This window comes from Arthrobacter cryoconiti (assembly GCF_020905375.1).
GTDB classification, from domain to species: domain Bacteria; phylum Actinomycetota; class Actinomycetes; order Actinomycetales; family Micrococcaceae; genus Specibacter; species Specibacter cryoconiti.
Genome location: NZ_JAJJBU010000009.1, coordinates 42,508 through 63,857, shown reverse-complemented (window position 1 = coordinate 63,857; position 21,350 = coordinate 42,508). Strand labels below are relative to the sequence as shown.

The following is a 21,350-nucleotide window of genomic DNA, read 5'->3' as shown; positions in this document are numbered from 1 at the left end:
TTAGAAGCCAATATAGTCCCGAGCGACGCACAAATTTTCACTCATAACGTTACGCTCACATGAGCGTGATCAATTTGCTCATTTGATATGATGTTACTAACATAACTTCCCGAAGGAGCATGCCGTGCTTGAGCTGAACGCCGCCAACCTCCCACATCTATCAGGGAACGTTGTCTCCCCCTCTTATGACCGCAACAAAGTCATCACGGGAATCGTGCACTTTGGCGTCGGTGGCTTTCACAGAGCTCACCAAGCGATGTACATGGACCGTCTCATGAACGCGGGTCAGGCGATGGACTGGGGCATATGCGGTGTCGGCGTTCTGGCACACGATGAAAAAATGGCTCAGGTGATGGACGCGCAAGACTGCCTCTACACCCTGGTCCTCAAGCACCCCGACGGAACCCGTGAGGCACGCGTCATAGGGTCCATGACCGAGTACCTCTTCGCTCCGGCCGATCCTGAAGCCGTCATCGAGAAGATGGCCGCTCCCACCACCCGCATCGTCTCGCTCACCGTCACCGAGGGTGGCTACAACTTCCATCACGTCACCGGTGAGTTCGACGCCGAAAATCCGGACGTCGTCCACGATCTGACGCCCCAGGCCGCCCCACGCACCACCTTTGGCCTCGTCACCGAAGCCTTGGCCCGTCGTCGTACCCGTGGCATTGAGCCGTTCACCGTCATGTCCTGCGACAACATCCAAGGCAACGGCGACGTCGCGAAGAAAATGTTCACAGCCTTCGCCGCGCTCAAAGATGCTGAACTGGGCGCTTGGATGCGCGAAAATGTGGCTTTCCCCAACTCGATGGTAGATAGAATCACCCCGGTCACCACCGACGAGGACCGCGCTGCCATCGCCGAGGAATTCGGAATCATCGACCAGTGGCCAGTAGTGTGCGAGCCCTTTGAGCAATGGGTTCTGGAAGATAACTTCACGCTGGGACGCCCGCCTTTCCAGGACGCTGGCGTGCAAGTGGTGCATGACGTGGCGCCCTACGAGCTCATGAAGCTGCGCCTGCTCAACTCCAGCCACCAAGCATTGTGCTATTTCGGCTACCTTGCCGGTTACCGCTACGCTCACGAAGTCGCGCAGGACAGCCTGTTCGTAGCGTTCCTGCTCGATTACATGGACCTCGAGGGCACACCCGCGCTGGCCCCTTTGCCCGGCGTGGACCTACCGCTCTACAAGCGCACCCTCATTGAACGGTTCGCTAACGAGTACGTCCGGGACACCCTTGCCAGATTGTGCGCTGAAAGCTCAGACCGCATTCCGAAGTGGCTCGTCCCTGTTATTTGGCACAATCTGGAGCACGACGGCGGCATTGAGCGTTCAGCAGGAATCGTCGCCTCGTGGGCAAGATACGCCGAAGGGACCGACGAATCGGGCCAGCCCATCGAGATCGTAGACGCCTTGAAAGTGCCGCTCATGGCCGCCGCAGCGCTTCAAAGTGAGGACAAGCTCGCCTTTTTACGCAACCGCGACGTTTTTGGCGACCTCGTGGACAATGCTCGTTTCACCGCAGCATACCTGCGCACACTGGACACCTTGCATCACAAGGGCGCCCGGTCAGCCGTGGAGGAACTCGTCGCATTGGGAAGATGAGCTCTCCCGTCCGGCGACGGCGTGCCAAACCGTCGGGGTGGCATGAACTTCCACACGCCGTGGATAGCTTGGCACGCCGTCACGGTCCGCGGACAGCAACCCGAGTCAGCAAACCGACTCAGCGAGCAGATGCAGCGCGTCGACGGGCGTTACCAATGGCCACCAAAATCCGGGTCCTCATCATCTCCGGGCTGCCAAGGTCCTTCCACTCGAATCGAATGAAGCTCCAACCGATTTCCATCAGCTCGCGTTCCCGCCTGCGTTCCTCGTAAATGACCGCATCGGTCCGCGAATAGTTGAAATACTTCGTCTTGCCATCAAATTCCAAGGCAAGTTTGAGCTCCCGCCAGGCTCCATCCACACGATATTCATTGCCAGCGGCGTGAAGTTGCACTTGATACTCCGGCTGGGGAACATCCATCCCCGCAATCGCAAGCCGCAGCCGCGTCTCTCCTGCGGATTCTGAGCCCCTATTAAGAGCCTCCAATACACGGCGAGCGCCACGCACCCCACGACGCCCAGGAATTTTCGCCAATAGTTCTTGCATTGCTGCCACATCGGCACCCTTATGTAGGCCCGAGTCGCCAATGACGACCGCTGTGACGAAAGGTTCAGTCCGCGCGCAGTCCACGATGGTTTGTTCCAAGCTGGTGACAGTGACCAGTCCCAGCTCTGAATGCTGAATCCGTTGGACAGTACAGGCGCCGGGCGCCCTTCGATGCACCAGAACGCCATCAACCGAACTCATAGCTGAAACCGGGGAATGAGTGGTGACATGGATGCCTGGCGCAGCATTCCAGACGGCAAGCCGCAGTAGCCACGCAGCACTGATGTGGCTGTACACGGCGTGCCCGTGGGTAGCCTGAAAATGAGCACTGATCCGCAGCAAGTCCTTTTCGGAACGATATTTACTCTGCCATTCCTCACTTCGTACGTAAGCTCCGTGCCGAATGTCATGGAGCAGCCCATATTTGACGGCTGCCGCAAGGAGACGTGGGCTGAGACCGGCATTCGATAACTGAGCGGTAGTCACCACCGTGCATGCGGGGGGCCAATCCCGTTCGATTTTCTGGCCCAGTTGACGTTTGTCCATCTCTCAAGCGTTGGCTGTGTAGACGCCCATTTCAATGGCCGACACCCCAACTGTGGATAACCTGCCGCGGGTTCAACGCCTCCACCTTGAAGCTGGCGGTGAGGGCGTGCCAAAGTGTTCACGGCGTGTGGACTTTCACACGCCGTGAACACTTTGGCACGCCCTCACCCACGCCGTCGCCGCCGCCCACGCCGTCGCCGTGGCCCTCTCGTCGCCGTCGGTCTCACCGCCGCCGGACCGACTAGGCCCCGCCTGGACGAATCACGCCAGCTCAGCCGTAGAGGGCCTGGACGAATCACGCCAGCTCAGCCGTAGAGGGCCTTGCGCGCAGCAACATACCGTTCCCTCACAACCGGGCCCCACTCTCCAGAAGGCTCATACGATGCCTCGATCCGGCGCCCCCACTTGGGGAGCTCTCCGGTGGCGGCCCAGGCAGCCTGCCGCGCGGCGCCGAGAGCCACATATTCACGGGCTTCTGGAATCTCAACTGGTACACCAAACACGGTGGCAGCACCTTCGCGCAGCGCCAGGGACTTGGAACCGCCGCCAATGAGCAATACGCGCCGAACGGGAACACCCAAAGACGTCATTGTTTCAAGCGCGTCCGCGAGCGAATTCAGCACGCCCAGAACTGCCGCCCGTGCCAAATTTTCCGGTGTCATATTGCTCCGGGTCAGCCCCACTAGAGTCCCGGTGGCATCGGGCAGATTTGGTGTGCGTTCGCCGTCGAGGTAGGGCAGTAAAGTCAGCCCTCCAGCGTCAGGGTCTCCGGCGCGCGCCAGCCGATCGAATTCGGGCAGGTCCACATTGAGCATCGCAGCTCCGGCAGCCAGAACGCGGGCAGAGTTGATCATTGCCAACAGCGGCAGATGCGCGCCCGTTGCGTCGGCAAATCCAGCGACACCTCCACCGACGTCGCGCACCGGCGTTTCGGACACGGCAAACACCGTTCCGGAGGTGCCTACGGAGACGACGATTTCCCCAGGTACCAATTCCAGCCCCAGGGCGGCTCCGGCGTTGTCCCCCATTCCGGCGCCAACGACGGCGGCGCTTGAGCCCCAGCGCGGCAACAGAGTCCCAGCGCTTGCCTCGGGTGTCAGAACGGGCGGCAACTGCACCCCGGAGCCGAAGAAACGCTCGAGTAAATCTGGGCGGTATGTATTGGAGACCGGATCAAAGTACGCGGTTCCGGTGGCGTCACTGCGGTCGGTTCCCCATTGGCCGGTCAATTGGAGGTTGAGCCAGTCGTGGGGCAGTCCCACGGTTGCCACTCGTGCTGCGTCGCTCGGGTAATTTTGGGCCAGCCAGGCCAGTTTGGCCAAAGTGAAGGATGCCACAGGCACAACGTTGACGGCGTCAACCCAGGCCTTGGCCCCGATTTCATCCACCATGGAGGCGGCTTGTCCAGCGCTCCGAACGTCATTCCACAAAAGAGCGTCGTGGACGGGTACATCGTCTGAGTCCACAGCGACCATACCGTGCTGCTGGGCGGCGACGGCGGCACCGATCAGACGCCCATCCAAGTCGGCAATACCGGCAGATTCCCAAGCATTGGCGAGTGCCTGGGTCCACACGTTCGGGTCCACGCAGGTTCCATCGGGGTGCGGGGAGGATCCTGAAGCCAGCATTTCTCCCGTGGCGGCGCTGACGGCGAGCACCTTGCAGGACTGCGTTGAGGAATCGATCCCCACGACGATCTCACGGAGCGCCTGCCTCATTCTGCGGCCTCTTTCAGCGCGTCGGTGGATCCTTGCAGCGAGAGCGCCAAGGATTCATCCACCACTAGTGTCTGAACAATCCCGGCGGCAATGCAGGCCTTGACCGCTGCAGCTCGAGACGCTCCCTGCGCAACAGCGAGCACCGTGGGTGTCCGGCGCAACTGGCCTAGGGTGACGGAGAGAATGCGTTCGTCTAAGTCAGACACCACCGGTGAACCGTCAAATGCGAGAAGGCGCCCGGAGCATTCTGCCACCGCACCTTTGTCCAGGCCGTCTTGGCGAACGGTGTTATCCACCCGCTCCCAGACTGTAGACAAGTTCGGCGCCCAGGCACCAATCGCCACAACGGCTAGATCCAAAGAGTCAGCCTTCCGCACGGCGTCGGCAATTTCCGGTTGCCGGCGCAGGCCGTTGGCGGTGGCTGCACTGTCCACTACCAGCGGGGCCCACATCGGCCACGTCGTGCCGCCTCCAAGCCGCCCCAGTCTCTGTACCAATTCCAGGGGATTACCACCCCCGGGAACAGGAAGTGCTCCGGCAAGTTGGACTATGTTGCACTTAGGCAGCGCCCCCACGTGGCGGGCGGCCAAGTCCATGGTGCGCGACCACGAAATTCCGACGGTCATGCCTGCTTGCACCTGGCTCATGAGCTCTTCGGCCACCGAGCGGGCCAGCAAGTCGCGCTGCTCAAAGTCGTCACTTAATGACTTCACGACCACCACTTTGCTAATGCCAAGAGCGTCCGCCAATGCCCCGGCGTCGACCCCAACATCACGGCTAGGATGGCGAATTTCGATGCGAACTATACCTTCGGCGCGGGCTTCGTCCAGAAAACGGGCTACCTGAAATCGTGAAATGCCATACTCGGTGGCTATCTCGACCTTGGAGCGATTGTCCAAGTAATACGCCCGGCCAATGTCTGCGAGCAGTTCCTCATGCGTTCCATCGGACATCGCAAACCCTCCTTCTGAAAACACTTGAGCCTCACCTCTTGCTCAAATGAGTATATATGACTAAGCTCACTTAACAAATGAGCGTAAAGATCTTCTCAAATGAGCAACGAGATTGAGAGTGAGCAATGAAGTTCCCACCCTTGCACTTGCCCAAGGCACGAAAGTTCCTAGCTATTGCCGCCGTCGCCGCACTGGCGATGACTAGTTGTTCTCCCGCAGCCAACAACGCGAAAGAGACCATCGTGGTAGCTATCGTGGCCAATCCTCAGATGAAGGATGCCGTCTCACTTCAAGACGATTTCAAAGCGAAACATCCCGACGTCAACGTCAAGTTCGTGACGTTGCCAGAGAATGAGGCCCGCGCCAAAATCACGGCGTCGGTTGCTACCGGGGGCGGTGAGTTCGACGTCGTCATGATTTCCAATTATGAAACCGAGATGTGGGCGGCGAACGGTTGGATCGATAACCTCCAGCCCTTAGCCGATGCCACACCGGGCTATGACACCGCTGACTTCATCCCCACCATCAAGGACGCGCTGAGCTACAAAGGGGACGTCTACTCCGTTCCCTTCTATGGTGAGTCATCGTTTTTGGTCTACCGCGAGGACCTGTTCAAGCAGGCCGGAATCACCATGCCAGAGCACCCCACGTGGGCGCAGGTGGGGGAGATCGCTCGCAAGCTCAATGATCCGTCGAAGGACTTTGCCGGCATTTGCCTGCGTGGGCTGGCTGGCTGGGGAGAAGTCATGGCCCCACTGGATACTGTCATCAACACCTATGGCGGTCAGTGGTTTGACAAAGATTGGAACGCAAAGCTTGACTCCCCACAGGTAAAATCCGCCGTCACGGACTATGTGAATCTGCTGCACGACGCCGGCCAGCCCGGCGCGGCAACAAGTGGATATGGGGACTGCATTAACCGCTACAGCCAAGGGAAAGCGGCAATGTGGTACGACGCCACGGCCATGGTTTCCAGCATTGAAGACCCCGCATCGTCATTGGTCGCCGGAAAGTCGGCGTATGCCCCAGCTCCTGTTCAGAACACCAAGTCAGCAGGTTGGCTCTACAGCTGGTCATTGGCCATCCCCTCCACCAGCAAGCACAAGAGCGCAGCGTGGGACTTTATTTCTTGGATGACCGATAAGGACTACATCAAGCTGGTGGGCAACAAGATCGGCTGGGAGCGGGTCCCCCCGGGTAGCCGCCAGTCCACGTATGAGATTCCCGAGTATGCAGCCGTCGCAAAGGCCTACGCCAAACCTACGCTGGATGCCATGTACGGCGCCAAGCAATCAACCAGCATGGTCAACCCTGTCCCTTACCCCGGACTGCAATTTGTGGGCATCCCCGAGTTCCAAGACCTGGGCACCCGGGTCAGTCAACAGATCTCGGCCGCTATTGCCGGACAGAAGTCCGTGGACGAAGCCCTCAAGCAGGCACAGCTCTACGCAGAACCCATTGCTCAGTCCTACAAAGAAGGAGGGAAGTGATGGCCACCACCCTGGTTGATCGACACAACCTCAAGGCGCATGAACTGCGGACGAAAAATAAGATCTCCAAAGCCGAAGGCTGGCGACGCCGTGGTCCGCTCCTGCCGGCCCTGATCTTCACGATCGTCATCACACAATTACCCTTCCTTGTCACCATTTGGTACTCGCTGCGCAACTGGAACCTGCTGCGCCCCGACGGAAACCAATTCACCGGATTACAAAACTATGTGGACATCTTCATGGACTCCACCTTCCGCAGCTCAGCACTGAATAGCATCGTCATCACCCTTGGCTGCGTTTTTTTGGCCATGATCCTCGGCATCATTTTTGCGCTCCTCTTGGACCGCAAATTTAGGGGTCAGGGTGTGGTGCGCACCATGCTCATCACACCGTTTTTGATCATGCCGGTGGCGGGTGCCACCCTGTGGAGCATTTCCATGCTCAACCCAAGCTTCGGCTTGGTGAACTGGGTTATTTCCTTGGTGGGCATCCCCCCGGTCGACTGGACGGCGCAGCATCCCATCATCTCCATCCTCATGGCGCTGGTGTGGCAGTGGACCCCGTTCACCATGTTGTTGGTGCTTGCCGGCCTGCAATCCCAACCCAAGGATGTGCTGGAAGCAGCACAGATTGACGGTGCCAGCTGGGCCAAGACGTTCCTCTGGGTCACACTTCCCCAACTACGCCGCTACATTGAACTGGGCGTATTGCTGGGCACCATTTACGTTGTCAACACCTTTGACCAGATCTATCTCATGACGGCTGGCGGGCCCGGTACCGCCAGCGCCAACCTGCCGTTCTACATCTACCAACGGGCCTTCCTGGGCTTCGACATTGGTCAGGCGGCAGCGATGGGTGTCGTGGTGGTTATCGCCACCATCGTCATCGCATCATTCGCCCTCCGCCTGATCTTCCGCAGCTTTGACGCAAAGGACTAAGCCGTGACTACCACCATCACTGAACCCGCTACCGTTTCCCAAGAGCGCAAGAGCGTTCAAGCGCGACGGCGGTTCACCGGATCCGCCATCACCACGGTTACGTGGCTGCTCGCGTTCATTTTCTTCGCCCCGGTGATCTGGCTCGTCATGACCGCGTTTAAGCCTGAATCGGCTGCCGCGTCCAATCCCCCCGTATTCTTTTTCGCTCCCACCTTTGAACAGTTTGAGGCGGTCTTAGCCAATGGGGCCGGGGCTTACTTCTTGAACTCCCTTATTGCCACGGGAGTCTCCACTATCCTGGTGGTCCTCTTGGCCGTCCCTGCCGCCTATGCAGTGAGCATACGTCCGGTGGAAAAGACCCAGGACGTGCTGTTCTTCTTCATTTCCACCAAAATGCTTCCTGTGGTGGCCGTCATCATGCCCATCTACGTGATTGCCGGACAACTCAAGGTGCTGGATAACATCGGCACACTCATTATTTTGTATACGGCCATGAACCTGCCCATTGCCGTGTGGATGATGCGCTCCTTCTTCCAGGAGGTGCCCGCAGAAGTTCTAGAAGCTGCAGCCATGGACGGAGCAGGCCTGGTCAAGACGCTGCGGACCATTTTGATACCCATGGTCACCCCGGGTCTTGCAGCCACGGCACTGATTTGTGTCATCTTCGCGTGGAATGAATTCTTCTTCGCATTGAACCTCACAGCCGCCAACGCCGCCACGGTACCTGTCTTTTTGGTCTCCCAAATGACAAGTGAGGGCCTGTTCTTAGCCAAGCTCTCCGCTGCTTCGGTGCTGGCATCTCTGCCGGTGGTGATCGCCGGCTGGGTGGCTCAGAAGCAGTTGGTTCGCGGCCTCTCCATGGGCGCGGTGAAATAGATGCTCCCCGCTCAGATACCTGACACCATGACCGTCTCGGTGCTGGTGCGCCCAAGGGAACTGTGTACGCAACGGCGTCCCGTTCCCACACCAGGACCCGGTGAAGTGCTCGTACGCATCACCTCCGTTGGCGTGTGCGGCTCGGACACCCACTATTTCTTGGAGGGCAGGATCGGTCCGCACGTAATCGATTCCCCCTTGGTACTGGGCCATGAGCCTGCGGGCATAATTGTCAGTTTGGGTGAGGGCGTTATCAACCGGTCCGTGGGACAGCGCGTCTCTCTAGAACCTGGCATACCGGACCCGCTATCCGCGCAGTCATTGGCTGGATGTTACAACTTAGATCCAGGTGTCCGGTTCTTCGCCACCCCACCCATCGATGGGGTTTTCTCCGAGTACGCGCTCCACCCGGCCGTGTTCGCCCACCCGGTGCCCGATTCATTGTCCGACGACGCCGCTGCCCTGCTTGAGCCGCTCAGCGTAGCCCTCGCCGCACGGCAGGCGGCCAAGATTCAGATCGGAGAGAAAGTGCTGGTGGCAGGAGCCGGCCCGATCGGACTGCTCATTTCACAAGTTGCCCAGCTGGCGGGTGCCACCGTCACCCTGACCGACGTTAGAGCAGAACGGTTGACTGCCGGCAAAAGGTACGGCGTTGAACATACTTTCGTCACCGCGGCGGCGCCACCCGTAGAGCCGGAATTTGACGTCTTCATCGATGCCAGTGGCGCAGAAGCCGCCATACTGGACGGCATTTGCCGGCTGGCTCCTCGCGGGCGTTGCGTTCTTGTGGGCATGGGCGCTGACACCATAGCATTGCCCGTACCTCTTATTCAGGGTCGCGAACTCATGATTACCGGAACATTCCGCTACGCGAATACATGGCCAACGGCCATTGCCCTAGCTGCCTCCGGACGGGTTGACTTAGACGGCCTGGTCACCTCCGTCCACGGACTTATGGACGTGGAGTCGGCACTGACGGCAGGTTCATACCCGGGAGCCTTGAAAGCGATGGTGCACCCCGACGTCGAATAAGTCGGAAACGAGCTGGCAATTAGCCGCCAGCTATGGACTGAACAACCATCAGTTCCTGGCCGGCGGTTGCCTGCGTTTGAAGCCCGGACATCCTGCGGACATCTTCACCGTCCAGGTAGATGTTCACATATCTGCGCAGTTCACCGGTTTCCTCACGCAGCCGGCGTCCAAAGACCGGAAACTGTGACCCGATCACATCCAGAAGTTCACCCACGCCGGCCCCTTCCCCTACTTCCAGACGGAGCTCCGCCTTCCCGCCTACCAATGACTGGAGCAGTCGGGGAACTAGCACATTCACTTCACCCACGGTCTCCCCCTCAGGCTTCAAGTACGGCCGCTCGGACACACAAAACATCCGGCAAATTGCTCAGGACTTCGGTGAAGTGTTCACCTTCATCAGCGCTGGCATACACGGTGCCTCCTCGAGTGCCAAAGAACAGTCCGGCCGGCTCGGCACTGTCCACAGTTGCGGCGTCGCGCAACACCACGTTGTACTCGGGTTGAACCAGCCCGTCCGTCAAAGCTCGCCATGACTGGCCGGCGTCGTCGGTCCTATGCACCGCCAGGCGCGCATCGGGTGGGATCCGCTCGCCGTCGGCCTTCACGGGAATGACCCACGCGGTCCCGGAGCGGCGCGGATGCGTGAGCATCGTGAAGCCAAAGTCGGCCGGCAGCCCCTCGGCAATGGAGAGCCAGGTATCTGCGTTGTCATCCGTGCGGTAAACACCGTGATGATTTTGCGCGTACATGATGTTGGGATTGTTGGGATCACGCGCTACCTTGTGCACGCATTGGCCAAACTCAGGCAACGGGTTGGGCATGAAATACGCCGAAATCCCCTGATTCCGCGCTTCCCATGACTGACCGGCGTCGGAACTGCGGTAAACACCTCCAGCACTGATAGCAACGTGGACGGTGTTCGGGTCCGAGGGGCTCGGTAGGACAGTGTGGGCCGCCGCTCCGCCATAGCCTGCACCCCATTCCGTGCGATGAGGATGGTCCCACAGGCCGCGATTGAGTTCAAAGTGCTCGCCACCGTCGGTCGATTTCCAAACGGAAATCGGTTCGCAACCAGCCCACACAACTCCAGCCCGCTCGGCCGTGTCAGGCTGAATCTGCCAGACCCGCTCCAGTGACGCACCCGTGTCTTCAGGAAATGTAATGGCCCCGTTCTCCGGTTCCTGCCAAGTATCACCAAGGTCATCCGAACGCGCCACAGTGGGTCCCCAGTGCTCGCTGCGTAATCCTGCCAGAATACGCGTGCGTCCGCCGCGGGTGTCGATGCCGATGCTAGGGATCTCGTGCATCAAAAAGTGCGGGCCAGTAAATGTGTAGTTCGCTCGGTCCCGACTGGTACCAAGCCAGAGACCCTTCTTGGTCCCTACCGCCAATAAATAGTTTCCAGTTGAATCTTCACCGTGTGTCATGCGTTACATTCGATCACTCAACGCCCTGCCCGGCAAGGGTTTGTGGCCGATCCCTGTCTAGTGTCCGTTTCGCGATGAGACAGACCCTCACAATACATACCCCCTAGGGGTAATTGACATATACCCTATAGGGGTATATGTTGAAGTCATGACAATCACCGAAACTCCTGCTGGTCCTTACGGATATAGCGAAGAAAAACAGGCATATCTGCGGCGTCTAAAGCGGGCCGAGGGGCAGGTTCGGGGAATCGCACGGATGATCGAGGAAGACAAGTACTGCATCGACATCCTCACTCAAATGGCAGCCGTCAACAAAGCGCTGCACGCGGTGAGCATCGGCCTGCTTGAAGATCACATTGCGCACTGCGTGGTGAACGCCGCTCAGGAGTCCCAAGAGAGCGGCAACCCGGAGATCGTCGCAGCCAAGGTTGCCGAAGCCACCGCCGCCATTTCCCGACTTCTGAGGAGCTAAAAGATGAACACCACAACTATCAACGTTTCAGGCATGACCTGCGGACATTGCGTCAACTCCGTCACCGAGGAATTAACCGATCTCAAAGGTGTACAAAGCGTCAGCGTCAACCTCAATACCGGAGGCACCTCAGAGGTCACCATCACCTCAACCCTGACGCTGGATCCGGCGGAAGTTAGCGAAGCCGTCGCGGAGGCCGGCTACACGGTCGTCGCCAATAACGCCTAACCGAAACAAACTTTCTAAGGAGCGCCATGAGCGCCTCAAGTACTCTCTCCAACCCAACCACGCCTAGTCCACGCATTATCGAGCTCGACATCGAAGGTATGACCTGCGCGTCGTGCGTTAGCCGAGTAGAACGCAAGTTGGGCAAGCTTGAAGGTGTCAGCGCCTCCGTGAATCTGCCGCTGGAATCAGCTACCGTCACCGTTCCGGCAGGCATGAGCGAGCAACAAATCATTGACACGGTGAAGGCCACCGGTTACCGGGCGAGCGTCAAGACCTCACCTCATCGTGGGCAAGACTACGGGTCACCAGACACAGCCGCCGCCGACCCGAGCGCCGCTCACCCGGACAACGGACACACAGACGAAGAGCACACAGACACCGCTCGCACAGACAAGGGGCACATGAACCATGGTGGCACCGCGGCCGCGCTGCGCCCCCGGCTCATTGTTGCCGCCGTCCTCACGGTCCCCGTCTTTCTAATCTCCATGTTCCCGGCGCTCCAGTTTCCGCACTGGGGCTGGGTGGCGGGCATCCTGGCACTGCCGGTGGTGACTTGGTCGGCGTGGCCCTTCCATCGGGCTGCCGCCGTCAATGCTCGCCATTTTGCCTCCACCATGGACACACTGGTCTCGATCGGAGTCAGTGCGGCGTTTCTGTTCTCCGCTGTTGAGATTTTTCGGGATCCCACCATGACCGCTCACGGTTCCGCCATGGAGGGGCACGCTCCTCTGTACTTCGAAGTCTCAGCCGTCGTCGTCACATTTCTGCTGCTGGGACGCTATCTAGAAGCGAAGGCAAAGTCGAAGGCCGGTGACGCCCTCAAGGCCCTGCTGAGCTTAGGCGCCAAGGAGGCAAGCGTGCTCCGCGACGGCGTTGAGGTCAAAATCCCGGCAGCCGAACTAGCGGTGGATGAAATCTTCGTGGTCCGCCCGGGCGAGAAAATTGCAACGGACGGGGTTGTCAGCGATGGCAGCTCCAGTGTGGATACCTCACTGCTCACGGGCGAGTCCCTCCCCGTGGACGTTACTGTGGGCGATCCCGTCACCGGTGCGACTATTAACACCTCTGGCCGGCTGTTAGTGCGGGCAACGCGGGTGGGTGCCGAGACTACTCTGGCTCAAATGGGCAAACTCGTCAGCGCAGCGCAGGCCGGCAAGGCTCCTATTGCACGGCTCGCGGATCGAATCAGCGCCGTATTTGTGCCGATTGTGCTGGTCATTGCCGTTCTCACCTTCGTCTTGTGGATGGTCTTTAACGGCGACCTTCAATCCGCTTTCACCGCTGCGGTGGCGGTTTTGATCATTGCCTGCCCCTGCGCTTTGGGCCTTGCCACCCCGGTCGGTCTCCTCACCGGAACTGGTCGTGCCGCCCAACTAGGTATCCTCATCAAAGGACCACAAGTTCTTGAAGACACCCGCACGGTGGACACCATCGTCTTGGACAAAACAGGGACCGTTACGGAGGGTAAGCTCTCCGTCTTGGACGTCATAGCGCTGGCCCAGGTATCGGACGCGGACGTTTTGCGTTTTGCCGGGTCCGTGGAATCGTACAGCGAGCACCCGATTGCCCAGGCCATCGTAGAGTACGCCCGCGCACAGTCCGCTCTACCATCAGCGGAAGATTTCTCATCGTCCCCCGGGGGTGGTGTGCGAGCCCGCATTGAGGGCCACACAGTACTGGCCGGCCGGGCTGCTTGGCTCGAGGAAAACGATGTGGAAATCTCCGCCCCGGACCATGCGGCTCTACTCGCACAGCAACAACGCGGCACAACAGCGATCTGGGTTGCCATAGATGGCAGGGCCGCTGGGCTGATCGCGCTGCGAGACACCATCAAAGCAGGGTCCGGCTCCGCCATCGCAAATCTAAAAGAGATGGGACTGCGACCCATCTTGCTCACCGGAGACAACGCCTCGGTTGCCGCTGAGGTGGCCGCCGCAGTGGGAATCGATCCAGCGGATGTTTTCGCGGATGTACTTCCCGAAGGCAAGGTGGAGGCCGTCAGGAAGCTCCAAGCAGAGGGTGCCACCGTAGCTATGGCCGGCGACGGCGTCAATGACGCCCCAGCGCTCGCTCAAGCAGATTTGGGTATCGCCATGGGTTCTGGCACCGACGTTGCAATCGAAGCCGCAGACCTCACGGTGATGGGTAACGACCTGGGCCAGGTGGTCACCGCCATCGCACTGGCTCGCAAAACACTGGGCACGATCAAAACGAACCTGTTCTGGGCATTCTTTTACAACGCGATTGGTATCCCGGTAGCTGCTCTGGGACTTTTGAACCCCATGATCGCAGGGGCCGCCATGGCTGCCAGTTCCGTGCTGGTGGTCGCCAACTCCTTGCGACTGCGCCGCTTCGCCAGCTAGGCCATGGTCCCAGGAAGTTCCGGCGTCGAGCGGGCCGGGTCCTGGGCAACCGGGCCCAAACGTTCAGCCTCTAGCCGTGGACGTTCTCAACTTTGGCGAGTGGATCCTTCACGTCCTGTACAAGCAAGGCCGTTTGCGATAGTCAAGACTCCTGTTTTACGTCGGAGTCCTGCTCGTGGGCCGCGACCGGTACCAGCGCTGGCTGCGGACGGAAGTTGCCACCCGCAGCCTCAACTCAATGTCCACTTTTTGGGCAAGGTGTCCGTCGCGCAGGAGCTATTTGGTATCGACGCGGCCGATGGGCTCGGCGCTGTCGTTTAGGGCGGCGCGGCTTTGGGGCCAGCTATTTTCATCCACATGGAGTGCGGTGCGAAGGTAAGCGGTGCTCATCCGCTGCAGGACGGCAACTCGTTCAGGGTTCTCGTCCGTGGTTTCTGCGACCTCGTATCCGACGATGCCACCGAGTCCGTGCTCGGCGGCATAGAGGGTGATCAGGTCAGTCGCTCCCGGGCCCTGGGTGTACGCATCGGTGAACCAGTCGGGGCCACGACTGGACATTTTTGACTGATCCAGATCGCCAGCAACAACGAGGGTTGGCGTATTCATTTCCGCAAAGGACGGACGCATGAACGGGAAGTTCGCCTTGGCGAAGGGATGGAGGTCATCGCCGCCGAGTCCGGTTGCTGCAAAGAGCATTCCAGCGGTGACGCGGTTATCGGACATGTCCGTACCTGCCAGTCCATCCGCGTCGAAGACCCGCGCACCGAGGATTGACTGGACAGTTTGTCCGCCCCAGGAGTGCCCAGCCGCAGCGATGCGGCTGCGGTCGATGCGACCGGCAAGTCCCGGAACGGACTCTTCGACAGTGTCGAGTTGATCCAGGATGCGGGTGAGGTCAGCGATCCGTTCGGTCCAGATCGTCGGGAATCGGGGGTCTTCGAAATCGATCATATTGCGGCGGGAGTCTAAATGGGTGGGCTGGATGACAACGAACCCACGGGATGCCCAGAACGCCGCCAAGGGTGCGTACCCGTCGAGGTTCCACCCGTTGCCGTGCGAGAACAGCACTACCGGTAGGTTGGTGCCGTTCACGGGAGCTGAGACCCGTACTTCCAGCGGGATCACCCGATCCGGCGCAGATAGTTGGACGGGAGCGACGGACACAACTGGGCTACCAACACCGACGATTCCATCTAGGGTGTCAACGATTATTGATTTCAAAACATGTTCCTTTCGGGATGGCGCTCTGTCATACTTAGAAGCGGAGCGATGTTCCGAACTATACGGAACAGCGTTCCGGAAAACAAGTTAAGCGCCATCACCCGAGAAGAGGCATGAAGTGGCTGAGACCACGGCAGACGAGGTTCCACAACTTCAGGAGCGCCCAAAACGTATTGATGCAAGGCGAAACAAACAGTCCCTTTTAGACGCAGCCGCGGCCGTATTCACCAAGTCCGGGGTCGACGCGCCGGTGCGAGAGATTGCGGCGAAGGCTGGGGTTGGGATGGGGACGATCTACCGCCACTTTCCTACCCGGTCGGACTTAGTGGTGGCCGTCTACCGACACCAGGTAGAGGCGTGCGCCGAAGCTGGGCCTAGGCTCCTGCGCGAAAGCGATACGCCCGAAGCCGCCCTCCGTGCGTGGGTAGCCTTGTTTGTGAATTTCTTGGTCACCAAGCACGGACTTGCCAGCGCTCTCCATGGCGACAACGCCGGATCCGACGCCCTACACGCCTACTTCGTTGACCGCCTCGTACCGGCCTGCGAAGCACTTCTCCACGCCGCTCTCGCTCAGTCCCAGAATAGCTCTACAATCAATGCCTACAGCGTGCTTAAAGGCATCGGAAACCTCTGCGTTGGCGCAGCCACAGACCCCAACTACGATGCAGACAGGCTCGTGCAGAACCTCATCTCAGGCGTCCTGCTCCAGACGTCCCCTTAGCGTGACTCCCCCTGCACCAAGGGCCAAGGCAAATACTCAATCCGGGAAAGGCTAAATCTCTCCCTATTTGGCTAGTGCCGCTCACGTTTGATGACCGGCGTCGAGCTTCACCGGGTCCAGGTGAGCCGGGTCCGGGTGAGTAGGGTCCGGGTGAGGTAGGTCCAGGTCAACCGGGTAGGTGGCACCACGAAGGGGGCTTCCACGCAGTTCATCCAAGCGGACCATCACCACCCCGCCCATGATGCACAGCCCGCCCATTAGCTGGATGAACCGTGGCATCTCCCCCAGAAGAACCCATGCCCACAGCACCGCGAAAAGAACCTCAAAGAGCGCCACGAATGACGCGACTTTGGAGCCAAGGCCTCGCGTGGCAACAATACCGGCCACGTAGGCAAACACCGTCGTGATCAGCACTAGGCCCAGCACCGGCACCAACCATGAGAGCCGATGCCCGGCAAAGACAACGTTGCCCACATTGAATGTCATGGGCATGACGCCGCTGGCCCCCAAGCCAAGGATCAGTACGGCCCCCACCATCATGCCGCCACCGGCCATGAGGATGGGGGGAACATTGTCATTGCTGCGAGAGGACATAATGAAGAAGACCGCCGAACACACCGCCGCGGCGAGACCCCAAAGAATTCCCTCAACGCTGACCTGGGTACTTCCGGCCAGATCCAGTACCAGAACCAATCCGGACATGGCACAAATGGCCCCGGCGATAGTTAGCAAGCGTGGGCTGGTCCGGGTGGAGAGCCAGGCCCAGCCCACCAGCAGCACTGGTGAGAGGTATTCCAGCAGCAGTGCCACGCCCACCGACAAGTGGGAAACGGCGTTGAAGTAGAAAAGCTGGCACAGTGCGATCGGCACAATCCCGTAGATGGCGATACGCGCCAATGATCCCTTCACCTGCGCCCATTGCCGCACCAAGGTGAGGATGACCGGCACCAAAAGTACGACGGCGGCACCTCCAATGCGTGCCGCCACGGCTGCGCCGGGAGACCATCCAGCCTCGAAAAGTGACTTGGCGAACGACCCTGACAAGGCGAATGTCGCAGCAGAGGCAAACGCAAAGAGCAGCGCCGGAGAGGCTAGGGGTGCACGCGAACCAGCCGGGTCGCCCGAGCGCACAAAACGTCCCGAGCGGACAAAGCGCAGTGAGTATTTGGAAGAAGTCATGGGCGTGTCCATATGTCAGCAGTCAAGAGAGTTAGACTCATGACATTACGCCCGTCAAATGTCAGGAGTCAACATGGTCTTTAGCAATGACACGGAAGTAGCCTTGGTCTCCGCGGCCAACTTGATCAACACTGCCCCCACCCATGCGGCATCCGCAGCGACGCTCGCCAGTATCGACGCGCTCTCAACCTTGGTCGAACTGGATGAGTTCGTCATCGCCGAACAATTCACCGGTTCTCGGGAGCACACCGGCTCAGAGCTTGCCGACGTCCGCGCCATGCGCACCGAACTGCGCACCATCTGGACAGCCGCGGAGGAAACTGCAGTGACCATGGTCAACGCTTTGCTCGCCCAAGCAGGTGCGTTGCCCCAGCTCGTCAAACACGACCAGTGGGACTGGCATCTGCATGCAACGGCCCCCGCTGCGCCGCTGGCGCGGCGCATGGGGGTGGAGGCCGCCATGGCTTTGGTGGACGTCATCCGAGGCAAGGAACTTAGCAGGCTCCGGGTATGCGCTGCGGAAGACTGCCAGGCAGTTCTGATCGACTTGTCAAAGAACCGTTCACGCCGCTATTGCGACACCGGCAACTGCGGCAACCGCGCCCACGTCGCCGCCTACCGGCGTCGAAAGTTAACCGAACACTAAAACCTGAGTAAAACCTCTACTTCATGGTTCCTGCCGACACCGACCCCTGCAATTGACGCTGGAAGACGATGTACGCGATCATGACCGGCACCACCACAATCACGGCTCCGGCAAACAGCTGGCCAAAGTCCACTGCGTAGCCCTGCTGACCGGCGAAGGCCACAATGCCCTGCGAAAGAACCCAGTTATGCGTCTCGGTGTTGATCGCAACCGGGATCAGATACTGATTCCACAAGCCCAAGAAGTTGAAAATAGCTACAGAGGCAAGACCCGGCTTGGCCATTGGCAGCATCACCTGAAAGAACGTTCGCCATTCCCCGGCACCGTCAATCTGGGCGGCTTCGCCAATTTCTCCTGGGAGCGCCTTGAAAAACGCGAAAAGGAAGAACACCGTGAAAGGCAACGCAAACGCCACGTAGACGATGATCAACCCGGGAAGGGTATTTAGCAACCCCATGTTTTTCAAGATGAAGAACAGCGGGACGATAGCTAGAAAGATCGGGAATGTGAGGCCGGCAAGCATCAGATAATAGACCACTCGGTGGCCTGGGAAAACATAGCGCGCCAGCACATAGGCACACATGGCTCCGAGCACCATCACAATGATTAGCGCGCAGCCAACCACGATCACCGTGTTGAGGAAATAGTTGCCTATGCCGGCCGTGCTCCAGGCGTTGGCATAGTTTTGAAACTGCCACACTTTTGGCAGCGAGAACGGAGAAGCAAAAATTTCCTTGGTCGTCTTGAAGGACGACATCACTGTCCACGCCAAGGGGACAAGGACCATGACGGACCATAGTCCAAGCATGGTGTGGGAAACTCCCGCCACAATCCTGTCACCGCGGGGCTCCGTGGCCTTGCGCGTATAGCTATCCCCTGCAGCAGGGGCCCTATTTTTGAGGTTGATAGACATTATTCAGACACATCCTGACTGCCGCCGGTGATCCGGTTCACCAGAAATACCAGTGCCGAGAAGATCAAGGTAATTGCTGCCAGGACCACGCCCATGGCACAGGCCAAACCAAACTGACCCTTGGAGAACGCTGTGGTGAAGAGCTTCTGCGACATGACCAACGTTGAATTTTCCGGTCCGCCGCCCGAGTTCAGGACTGACATGTACACAAACGCGTCCAGGGCCAAAATGCCCATGTAAACGTACGCCGTTTGAATGTTGTCGCGGATCAACGGAATCGTGATCGTGGTGGCCGTACGGAAGCGTCCAGCGCCGTCGATCCGAGCAGCCTCAAAGGTTTCCGCTGGAATGCCCTTGATGGCAGCAATGAACAAGATCATGTAGAAGCCCACAAAACCCCACACAATGACCACCATGGAAGCGATCATCGCCGTACGCGCATCACCAAGCCAGGGGAAGGACTCAAAGCCGCCCAAACCTATTCCTGTCAGAAAGCCGTTCAGCAATCCGGAACTGGGATCGTAGATCTGTGACCAGATGATACCGATGACGACTGCGGGGATCACATAAGGGAAAAAGGAGACGATCCGATAGAAACCGGCGCCCTTCAGTCCCTTAATCTGACCACGGCTACTACCACCAATGGTGACTAATGTAGCCAGCACCAAGGCCAGAATGACAGTGACCACCGGTAGGAAGATCGCCAAGACGATGCTGTTACGCACGGAGATCATGAAGATGCTGTCATTGAAGAGCTTCACATAATTATCCAGGCCCACAAACGGCATGCTGTTATCGAAGCCGCTCCAGCTGGTCATCGAGTAATATATTGCCTGAACGAACGGCGAGATTACAAAGACCAGATAGATCACCAACGGCAGTCCAAGAAAGACTGCCATGAAGCTGACCTTATCGAATGTCAGTTTTTTCCGGCGCCGCCGGACAGCGACGCGAACGCCGCTGTCCGACTGCACATGAGTTGTTGCTTGTGTCACTTCACTTCAATCTTTTTGACCGAGCTATCAGCGGCTACCTTGTCAGTAATCGCCTGGAGTGCCTTCGTCAGGCCAGCGGTGTCAAGCTTGCCGTCCAGGAAGGAGTTCCACGGAACCAACATGTCGCCATTCATTCCGTAGAGATCAATGAAGTTCCAAGTGAAGATGTCCTTCTTGGCATTGTCAAGCAATGTGGTCTGCGAGACCAGCGCCGTGGAACCGAATCCGTCAGCAGGAACGGTGCCCTTGACCACCGTCGGGGCCAGCTTCGTTTTCGCGAAGTTGGTTGCAGCTTCCTTGGAGAGCATAGTCCGCAGCAATTCCTTACCTGCTGCAACATTCGCACCCTTGGAAGGGATAATGAAGGGCTCACCGGCCGCCGAGTGCAGACCAGTCTGAGCGATCTTCGGGCTGGCCGAGACGACAGGCACCGCTGCACCAGTCATTTTGAAATCAGCCTTCGTCTGGTCCTTCATCTCGTTCTCGATCCAGGAACCAGAGGGGTACAGCAGGCCGTCCTGGTTGTTGGACCACTGAGCCTGGGCGGCAGTGAACTTGGTACCAGAACCGCCTGGCTTTATGTAACCGGCAGCGACAATCTTTTCCAAGGCTCCGAAGACACTCTGCAGTGCCGGGGCGGACCAGGCGTTGGGCTTGAGGTTCTCCAAGTCCAGACGAACCTGATCCCCACCTTCCTTAATGGCAGAGGCAATGGCCATTTCTTGGTAGTACGTTGCGGCTTCCTTGCCCCACACGAAGAGGTACTTATCCATCTTCTTCGCCTCAGCCCCAAGCGCCATGGCCTCGTCCCACGTGGTGGGAACCTTCCAGCTGTTGGCATCGAACAGGCTCTTGGAGTACCACATTGCGTACACCGTAAGCACGTAGTTGATGGCGGCAACCTTGCCGCCAAAGGTGCCCGGTGCCAGAACACCGTCGTACAAAGTATCGGCAATCTTTTTGCCCTCGAGGTTGTTAGCCTCAGTGACGGACTTCAAGTCCTCCAGCTGGTCCAAAATAGTGCTGAAACCAATGGCCTTCTCACCGGAGTTATCGATCAAGTCCGGCGGGTTGCCACCGACGAAGCGTGGCTGCAGTTCCTGCGCGATGTCCGTGGACGGGTTGATCTTTACCTTGACGTCCGGGAAGTTCTTGGAGAGGATAGCGCCGGCGAAGTCGACGTAGTCGATCCCGTAACCACCTTTAAAGATGACCGCGTCAAGGTTACCGGTCTTGGCTACACCGAACGGGTTGGTGTCGGTGACTTCGCCACCAGCTGCGGCGGAGGAAGTAGTTCCGCCGCCACCGGCGCAGGAGGCCAGGGCCCCACCGAGGGGGAGAAGAACAGCAGTGGCCAGAGCACCGCGAAGGAATCCACGACGCTGTAGCGGCTTGTTCAAAACACTCATTGTGTACTGCCTTTCATAGATGGTACGAACGCTAGAAGGTACTGCTTTGTACAATTCGTACAGGTATTTC

The 21,350-nt window shown here is 58.9% G+C and carries 20 protein-coding genes; 10 read left to right on the top strand and 10 right to left on the bottom strand.

Features of this window, described 5'->3' with window-relative positions; all coding sequences use genetic code 11:
• Window positions 1-124 precede the first annotated feature (124 nt).
• On the top strand, window positions 125-1,606 hold the full coding sequence (locus LOH53_RS05895; protein WP_230066803.1) for a mannitol dehydrogenase family protein: 1,482 nt from the start codon (window positions 125-127) through the stop codon (window positions 1,604-1,606).
• Between the two features lie 118 nt (window positions 1,607-1,724).
• Here the strand turns inward: LOH53_RS05895 and LOH53_RS05890 are convergent, their stop codons facing one another.
• From LOH53_RS05890 to LOH53_RS05880, 3 genes are all read right to left on the bottom strand, one after another.
• The gene (locus LOH53_RS05890) at window positions 1,725-2,699 is read right to left on the bottom strand and encodes a type IV toxin-antitoxin system AbiEi family antitoxin domain-containing protein (protein ID WP_230066802.1); all 975 of its coding nucleotides are present in this window, start codon (window positions 2,697-2,699) and stop codon (window positions 1,725-1,727) included.
• A 305-nt stretch (window positions 2,700-3,004) separates the two neighbouring features.
• Window positions 3,005-4,417, bottom strand: coding sequence for a xylulokinase (locus LOH53_RS05885; protein ID WP_230066801.1), 1,413 nt, complete (start codon window positions 4,415-4,417; stop codon window positions 3,005-3,007).
• On the bottom strand, window positions 4,414-5,370 hold the full coding sequence (locus LOH53_RS05880; protein ID WP_230066800.1) for a sugar-binding transcriptional regulator: 957 nt from the start codon (window positions 5,368-5,370) through the stop codon (window positions 4,414-4,416). Before LOH53_RS05880 ends, LOH53_RS05885 begins: the two co-directional genes overlap by 4 nt.
• A gap of 125 nt (window positions 5,371-5,495) precedes the next feature.
• Between LOH53_RS05880 and LOH53_RS05875 the strand changes: the two genes are divergently transcribed.
• The 4 genes from LOH53_RS05875 to LOH53_RS05860 are packed head-to-tail and all read left to right on the top strand — an operon-like array spanning window position 5,496 to window position 9,706.
• Window positions 5,496-6,860, top strand: coding sequence for an ABC transporter substrate-binding protein (locus LOH53_RS05875; RefSeq protein WP_230066799.1), 1,365 nt, complete (start codon window positions 5,496-5,498; stop codon window positions 6,858-6,860).
• Window positions 6,860-7,798 carry a carbohydrate ABC transporter permease gene (locus tag LOH53_RS05870; RefSeq protein ID WP_230066798.1) on the top strand — a complete coding sequence of 313 codons (939 nt, stop codon included), beginning with the start codon at window positions 6,860-6,862 and terminating at the stop codon, window positions 7,796-7,798. The genes LOH53_RS05875 and LOH53_RS05870 overlap by 1 nt, the downstream gene beginning before the upstream one ends.
• A 3-nt stretch (window positions 7,799-7,801) precedes the next feature.
• On the top strand, window positions 7,802-8,674 hold the full coding sequence (locus tag LOH53_RS05865; RefSeq protein ID WP_230066797.1) for a carbohydrate ABC transporter permease: 873 nt from the start codon (window positions 7,802-7,804) through the stop codon (window positions 8,672-8,674).
• Window positions 8,675-9,706, top strand: a complete 1,032-nt coding sequence (locus LOH53_RS05860) for an NAD(P)-dependent alcohol dehydrogenase (RefSeq protein ID WP_230066796.1) — start codon at window positions 8,675-8,677, stop codon at window positions 9,704-9,706.
• A gap of 19 nt (window positions 9,707-9,725) precedes the next feature.
• Here the strand turns inward: LOH53_RS05860 and LOH53_RS05855 are convergent, their stop codons facing one another.
• Window positions 9,726-10,013, bottom strand: coding sequence for a MoaD/ThiS family protein (locus LOH53_RS05855; protein ID WP_230066795.1), 288 nt, complete (start codon window positions 10,011-10,013; stop codon window positions 9,726-9,728).
• 10 nt (window positions 10,014-10,023) lie between these two features.
• The gene (locus LOH53_RS05850; RefSeq protein ID WP_230066794.1) at window positions 10,024-11,133 is read right to left on the bottom strand and encodes a WD40/YVTN/BNR-like repeat-containing protein; all 1,110 of its coding nucleotides are present in this window, start codon (window positions 11,131-11,133) and stop codon (window positions 10,024-10,026) included.
• 148 nt (window positions 11,134-11,281) lie between these two features.
• Between LOH53_RS05850 and LOH53_RS05845 the strand changes: the two genes are divergently transcribed.
• Genes LOH53_RS05845 through LOH53_RS05835 form a run of 3 tightly spaced genes read left to right on the top strand, consistent with a single transcriptional unit; the run spans window position 11,282 to window position 14,196 of the window.
• On the top strand, window positions 11,282-11,605 hold the full coding sequence (locus tag LOH53_RS05845; protein ID WP_230066793.1) for a metal-sensitive transcriptional regulator: 324 nt from the start codon (window positions 11,282-11,284) through the stop codon (window positions 11,603-11,605).
• A gap of 3 nt (window positions 11,606-11,608) precedes the next feature.
• Complete coding sequence (locus LOH53_RS05840; RefSeq protein WP_230066792.1) at window positions 11,609-11,833, top strand: heavy-metal-associated domain-containing protein; 225 nt, start codon at window positions 11,609-11,611, stop codon at window positions 11,831-11,833.
• Window positions 11,834-11,859: 26 nt separating this feature from the next.
• Window positions 11,860-14,196: a heavy metal translocating P-type ATPase gene (locus LOH53_RS05835; RefSeq protein WP_230066791.1), complete on the top strand. Its 2,337-nt coding sequence runs from the start codon at window positions 11,860-11,862 to the stop codon at window positions 14,194-14,196.
• Window positions 14,197-14,472: 276 nt separating this feature from the next.
• On the opposite strand, the gene LOH53_RS05830 is transcribed toward LOH53_RS05835, so the two are convergent.
• Window positions 14,473-15,417, bottom strand: coding sequence for an alpha/beta hydrolase family protein (locus tag LOH53_RS05830; RefSeq protein WP_230066790.1), 945 nt, complete (start codon window positions 15,415-15,417; stop codon window positions 14,473-14,475).
• Window positions 15,418-15,535: 118 nt separating this feature from the next.
• Between LOH53_RS05830 and LOH53_RS05825 the strand changes: the two genes are divergently transcribed.
• Complete coding sequence (locus LOH53_RS05825) at window positions 15,536-16,138, top strand: TetR/AcrR family transcriptional regulator (protein WP_230066789.1); 603 nt, start codon at window positions 15,536-15,538, stop codon at window positions 16,136-16,138.
• An 81-nt stretch (window positions 16,139-16,219) separates the two neighbouring features.
• Here the strand turns inward: LOH53_RS05825 and LOH53_RS05820 are convergent, their stop codons facing one another.
• Window positions 16,220-17,317, bottom strand: coding sequence for an EamA family transporter (locus tag LOH53_RS05820; RefSeq protein WP_230066788.1), 1,098 nt, complete (start codon window positions 17,315-17,317; stop codon window positions 16,220-16,222).
• A 73-nt stretch (window positions 17,318-17,390) separates the two neighbouring features.
• Here LOH53_RS05820 and LOH53_RS05815 point away from each other — a divergent pair, with 73 nt between their 5' ends.
• Window positions 17,391-17,963, top strand: a complete 573-nt coding sequence (locus LOH53_RS05815) for a CGNR zinc finger domain-containing protein (protein ID WP_230066876.1) — start codon at window positions 17,391-17,393, stop codon at window positions 17,961-17,963.
• A gap of 16 nt (window positions 17,964-17,979) precedes the next feature.
• On the opposite strand, the gene LOH53_RS05810 is transcribed toward LOH53_RS05815, so the two are convergent.
• From LOH53_RS05810 to ngcE, 3 genes are all read right to left on the bottom strand, one after another.
• A complete protein-coding gene (locus tag LOH53_RS05810; protein WP_230066875.1) occupies window positions 17,980-18,771 on the bottom strand; it encodes a carbohydrate ABC transporter permease in 792 nt (263 codons plus the stop codon).
• 104 nt (window positions 18,772-18,875) lie between these two features.
• The gene (locus LOH53_RS05805; protein ID WP_268250998.1) at window positions 18,876-19,775 is read right to left on the bottom strand and encodes a carbohydrate ABC transporter permease; all 900 of its coding nucleotides are present in this window, start codon (window positions 19,773-19,775) and stop codon (window positions 18,876-18,878) included.
• Between the two features lie 92 nt (window positions 19,776-19,867).
• Window positions 19,868-21,280 carry an N-acetylglucosamine/diacetylchitobiose ABC transporter substrate-binding protein gene (gene ngcE, locus LOH53_RS05800; protein ID WP_230066786.1) on the bottom strand — a complete coding sequence of 471 codons (1,413 nt, stop codon included), beginning with the start codon at window positions 21,278-21,280 and terminating at the stop codon, window positions 19,868-19,870.
• Window positions 21,281-21,350 lie beyond the last annotated feature (70 nt).

Excerpts from the sequence above, each read along its gene's own strand:
- LOH53_RS05880 (WP_230066800.1), bottom strand. The coding sequence starts at position 5,370 with ATGTCCGATGGAACGCATGAGGAACTGCTCGCAGACATTGGCCGGGCG.
- LOH53_RS05860 (WP_230066796.1), top strand. The coding sequence starts at position 8,675 with ATGCTCCCCGCTCAGATACCTGACACCATGACCGTCTCGGTGCTGGTG.
- LOH53_RS05890 (WP_230066802.1), bottom strand. The coding sequence starts at position 2,699 with ATGGACAAACGTCAACTGGGCCAGAAAATCGAACGGGATTGGCCCCCC.
- LOH53_RS05820 (WP_230066788.1), bottom strand. The coding sequence starts at position 17,317 with ATGACTTCTTCCAAATACTCACTGCGCTTTGTCCGCTCGGGACGTTTT.
- ngcE (WP_230066786.1), bottom strand. The coding sequence starts at position 21,280 with ATGAGTGTTTTGAACAAGCCGCTACAGCGTCGTGGATTCCTTCGCGGT.
- LOH53_RS05835 (WP_230066791.1), top strand. The coding sequence starts at position 11,860 with ATGAGCGCCTCAAGTACTCTCTCCAACCCAACCACGCCTAGTCCACGC.
- LOH53_RS05805 (WP_268250998.1), bottom strand. The coding sequence starts at position 19,775 with ATGGCAGTCTTTCTTGGACTGCCGTTGGTGATCTATCTGGTCTTTGTA.
- LOH53_RS05845 (WP_230066793.1), top strand. The coding sequence starts at position 11,282 with ATGACAATCACCGAAACTCCTGCTGGTCCTTACGGATATAGCGAAGAA.
- LOH53_RS05840 (WP_230066792.1), top strand. The coding sequence starts at position 11,609 with ATGAACACCACAACTATCAACGTTTCAGGCATGACCTGCGGACATTGC.
- LOH53_RS05870 (WP_230066798.1), top strand. The coding sequence starts at position 6,860 with ATGGCCACCACCCTGGTTGATCGACACAACCTCAAGGCGCATGAACTG.
- LOH53_RS05875 (WP_230066799.1), top strand. The coding sequence starts at position 5,496 with ATGAAGTTCCCACCCTTGCACTTGCCCAAGGCACGAAAGTTCCTAGCT.
- LOH53_RS05850 (WP_230066794.1), bottom strand. The coding sequence starts at position 11,133 with ATGACACACGGTGAAGATTCAACTGGAAACTATTTATTGGCGGTAGGG.
- LOH53_RS05810 (WP_230066875.1), bottom strand. The coding sequence starts at position 18,771 with ATGCTTGGACTATGGTCCGTCATGGTCCTTGTCCCCTTGGCGTGGACA.
- LOH53_RS05885 (WP_230066801.1), bottom strand. The coding sequence starts at position 4,417 with ATGAGGCAGGCGCTCCGTGAGATCGTCGTGGGGATCGATTCCTCAACG.
- LOH53_RS05815 (WP_230066876.1), top strand. The coding sequence starts at position 17,391 with ATGGTCTTTAGCAATGACACGGAAGTAGCCTTGGTCTCCGCGGCCAAC.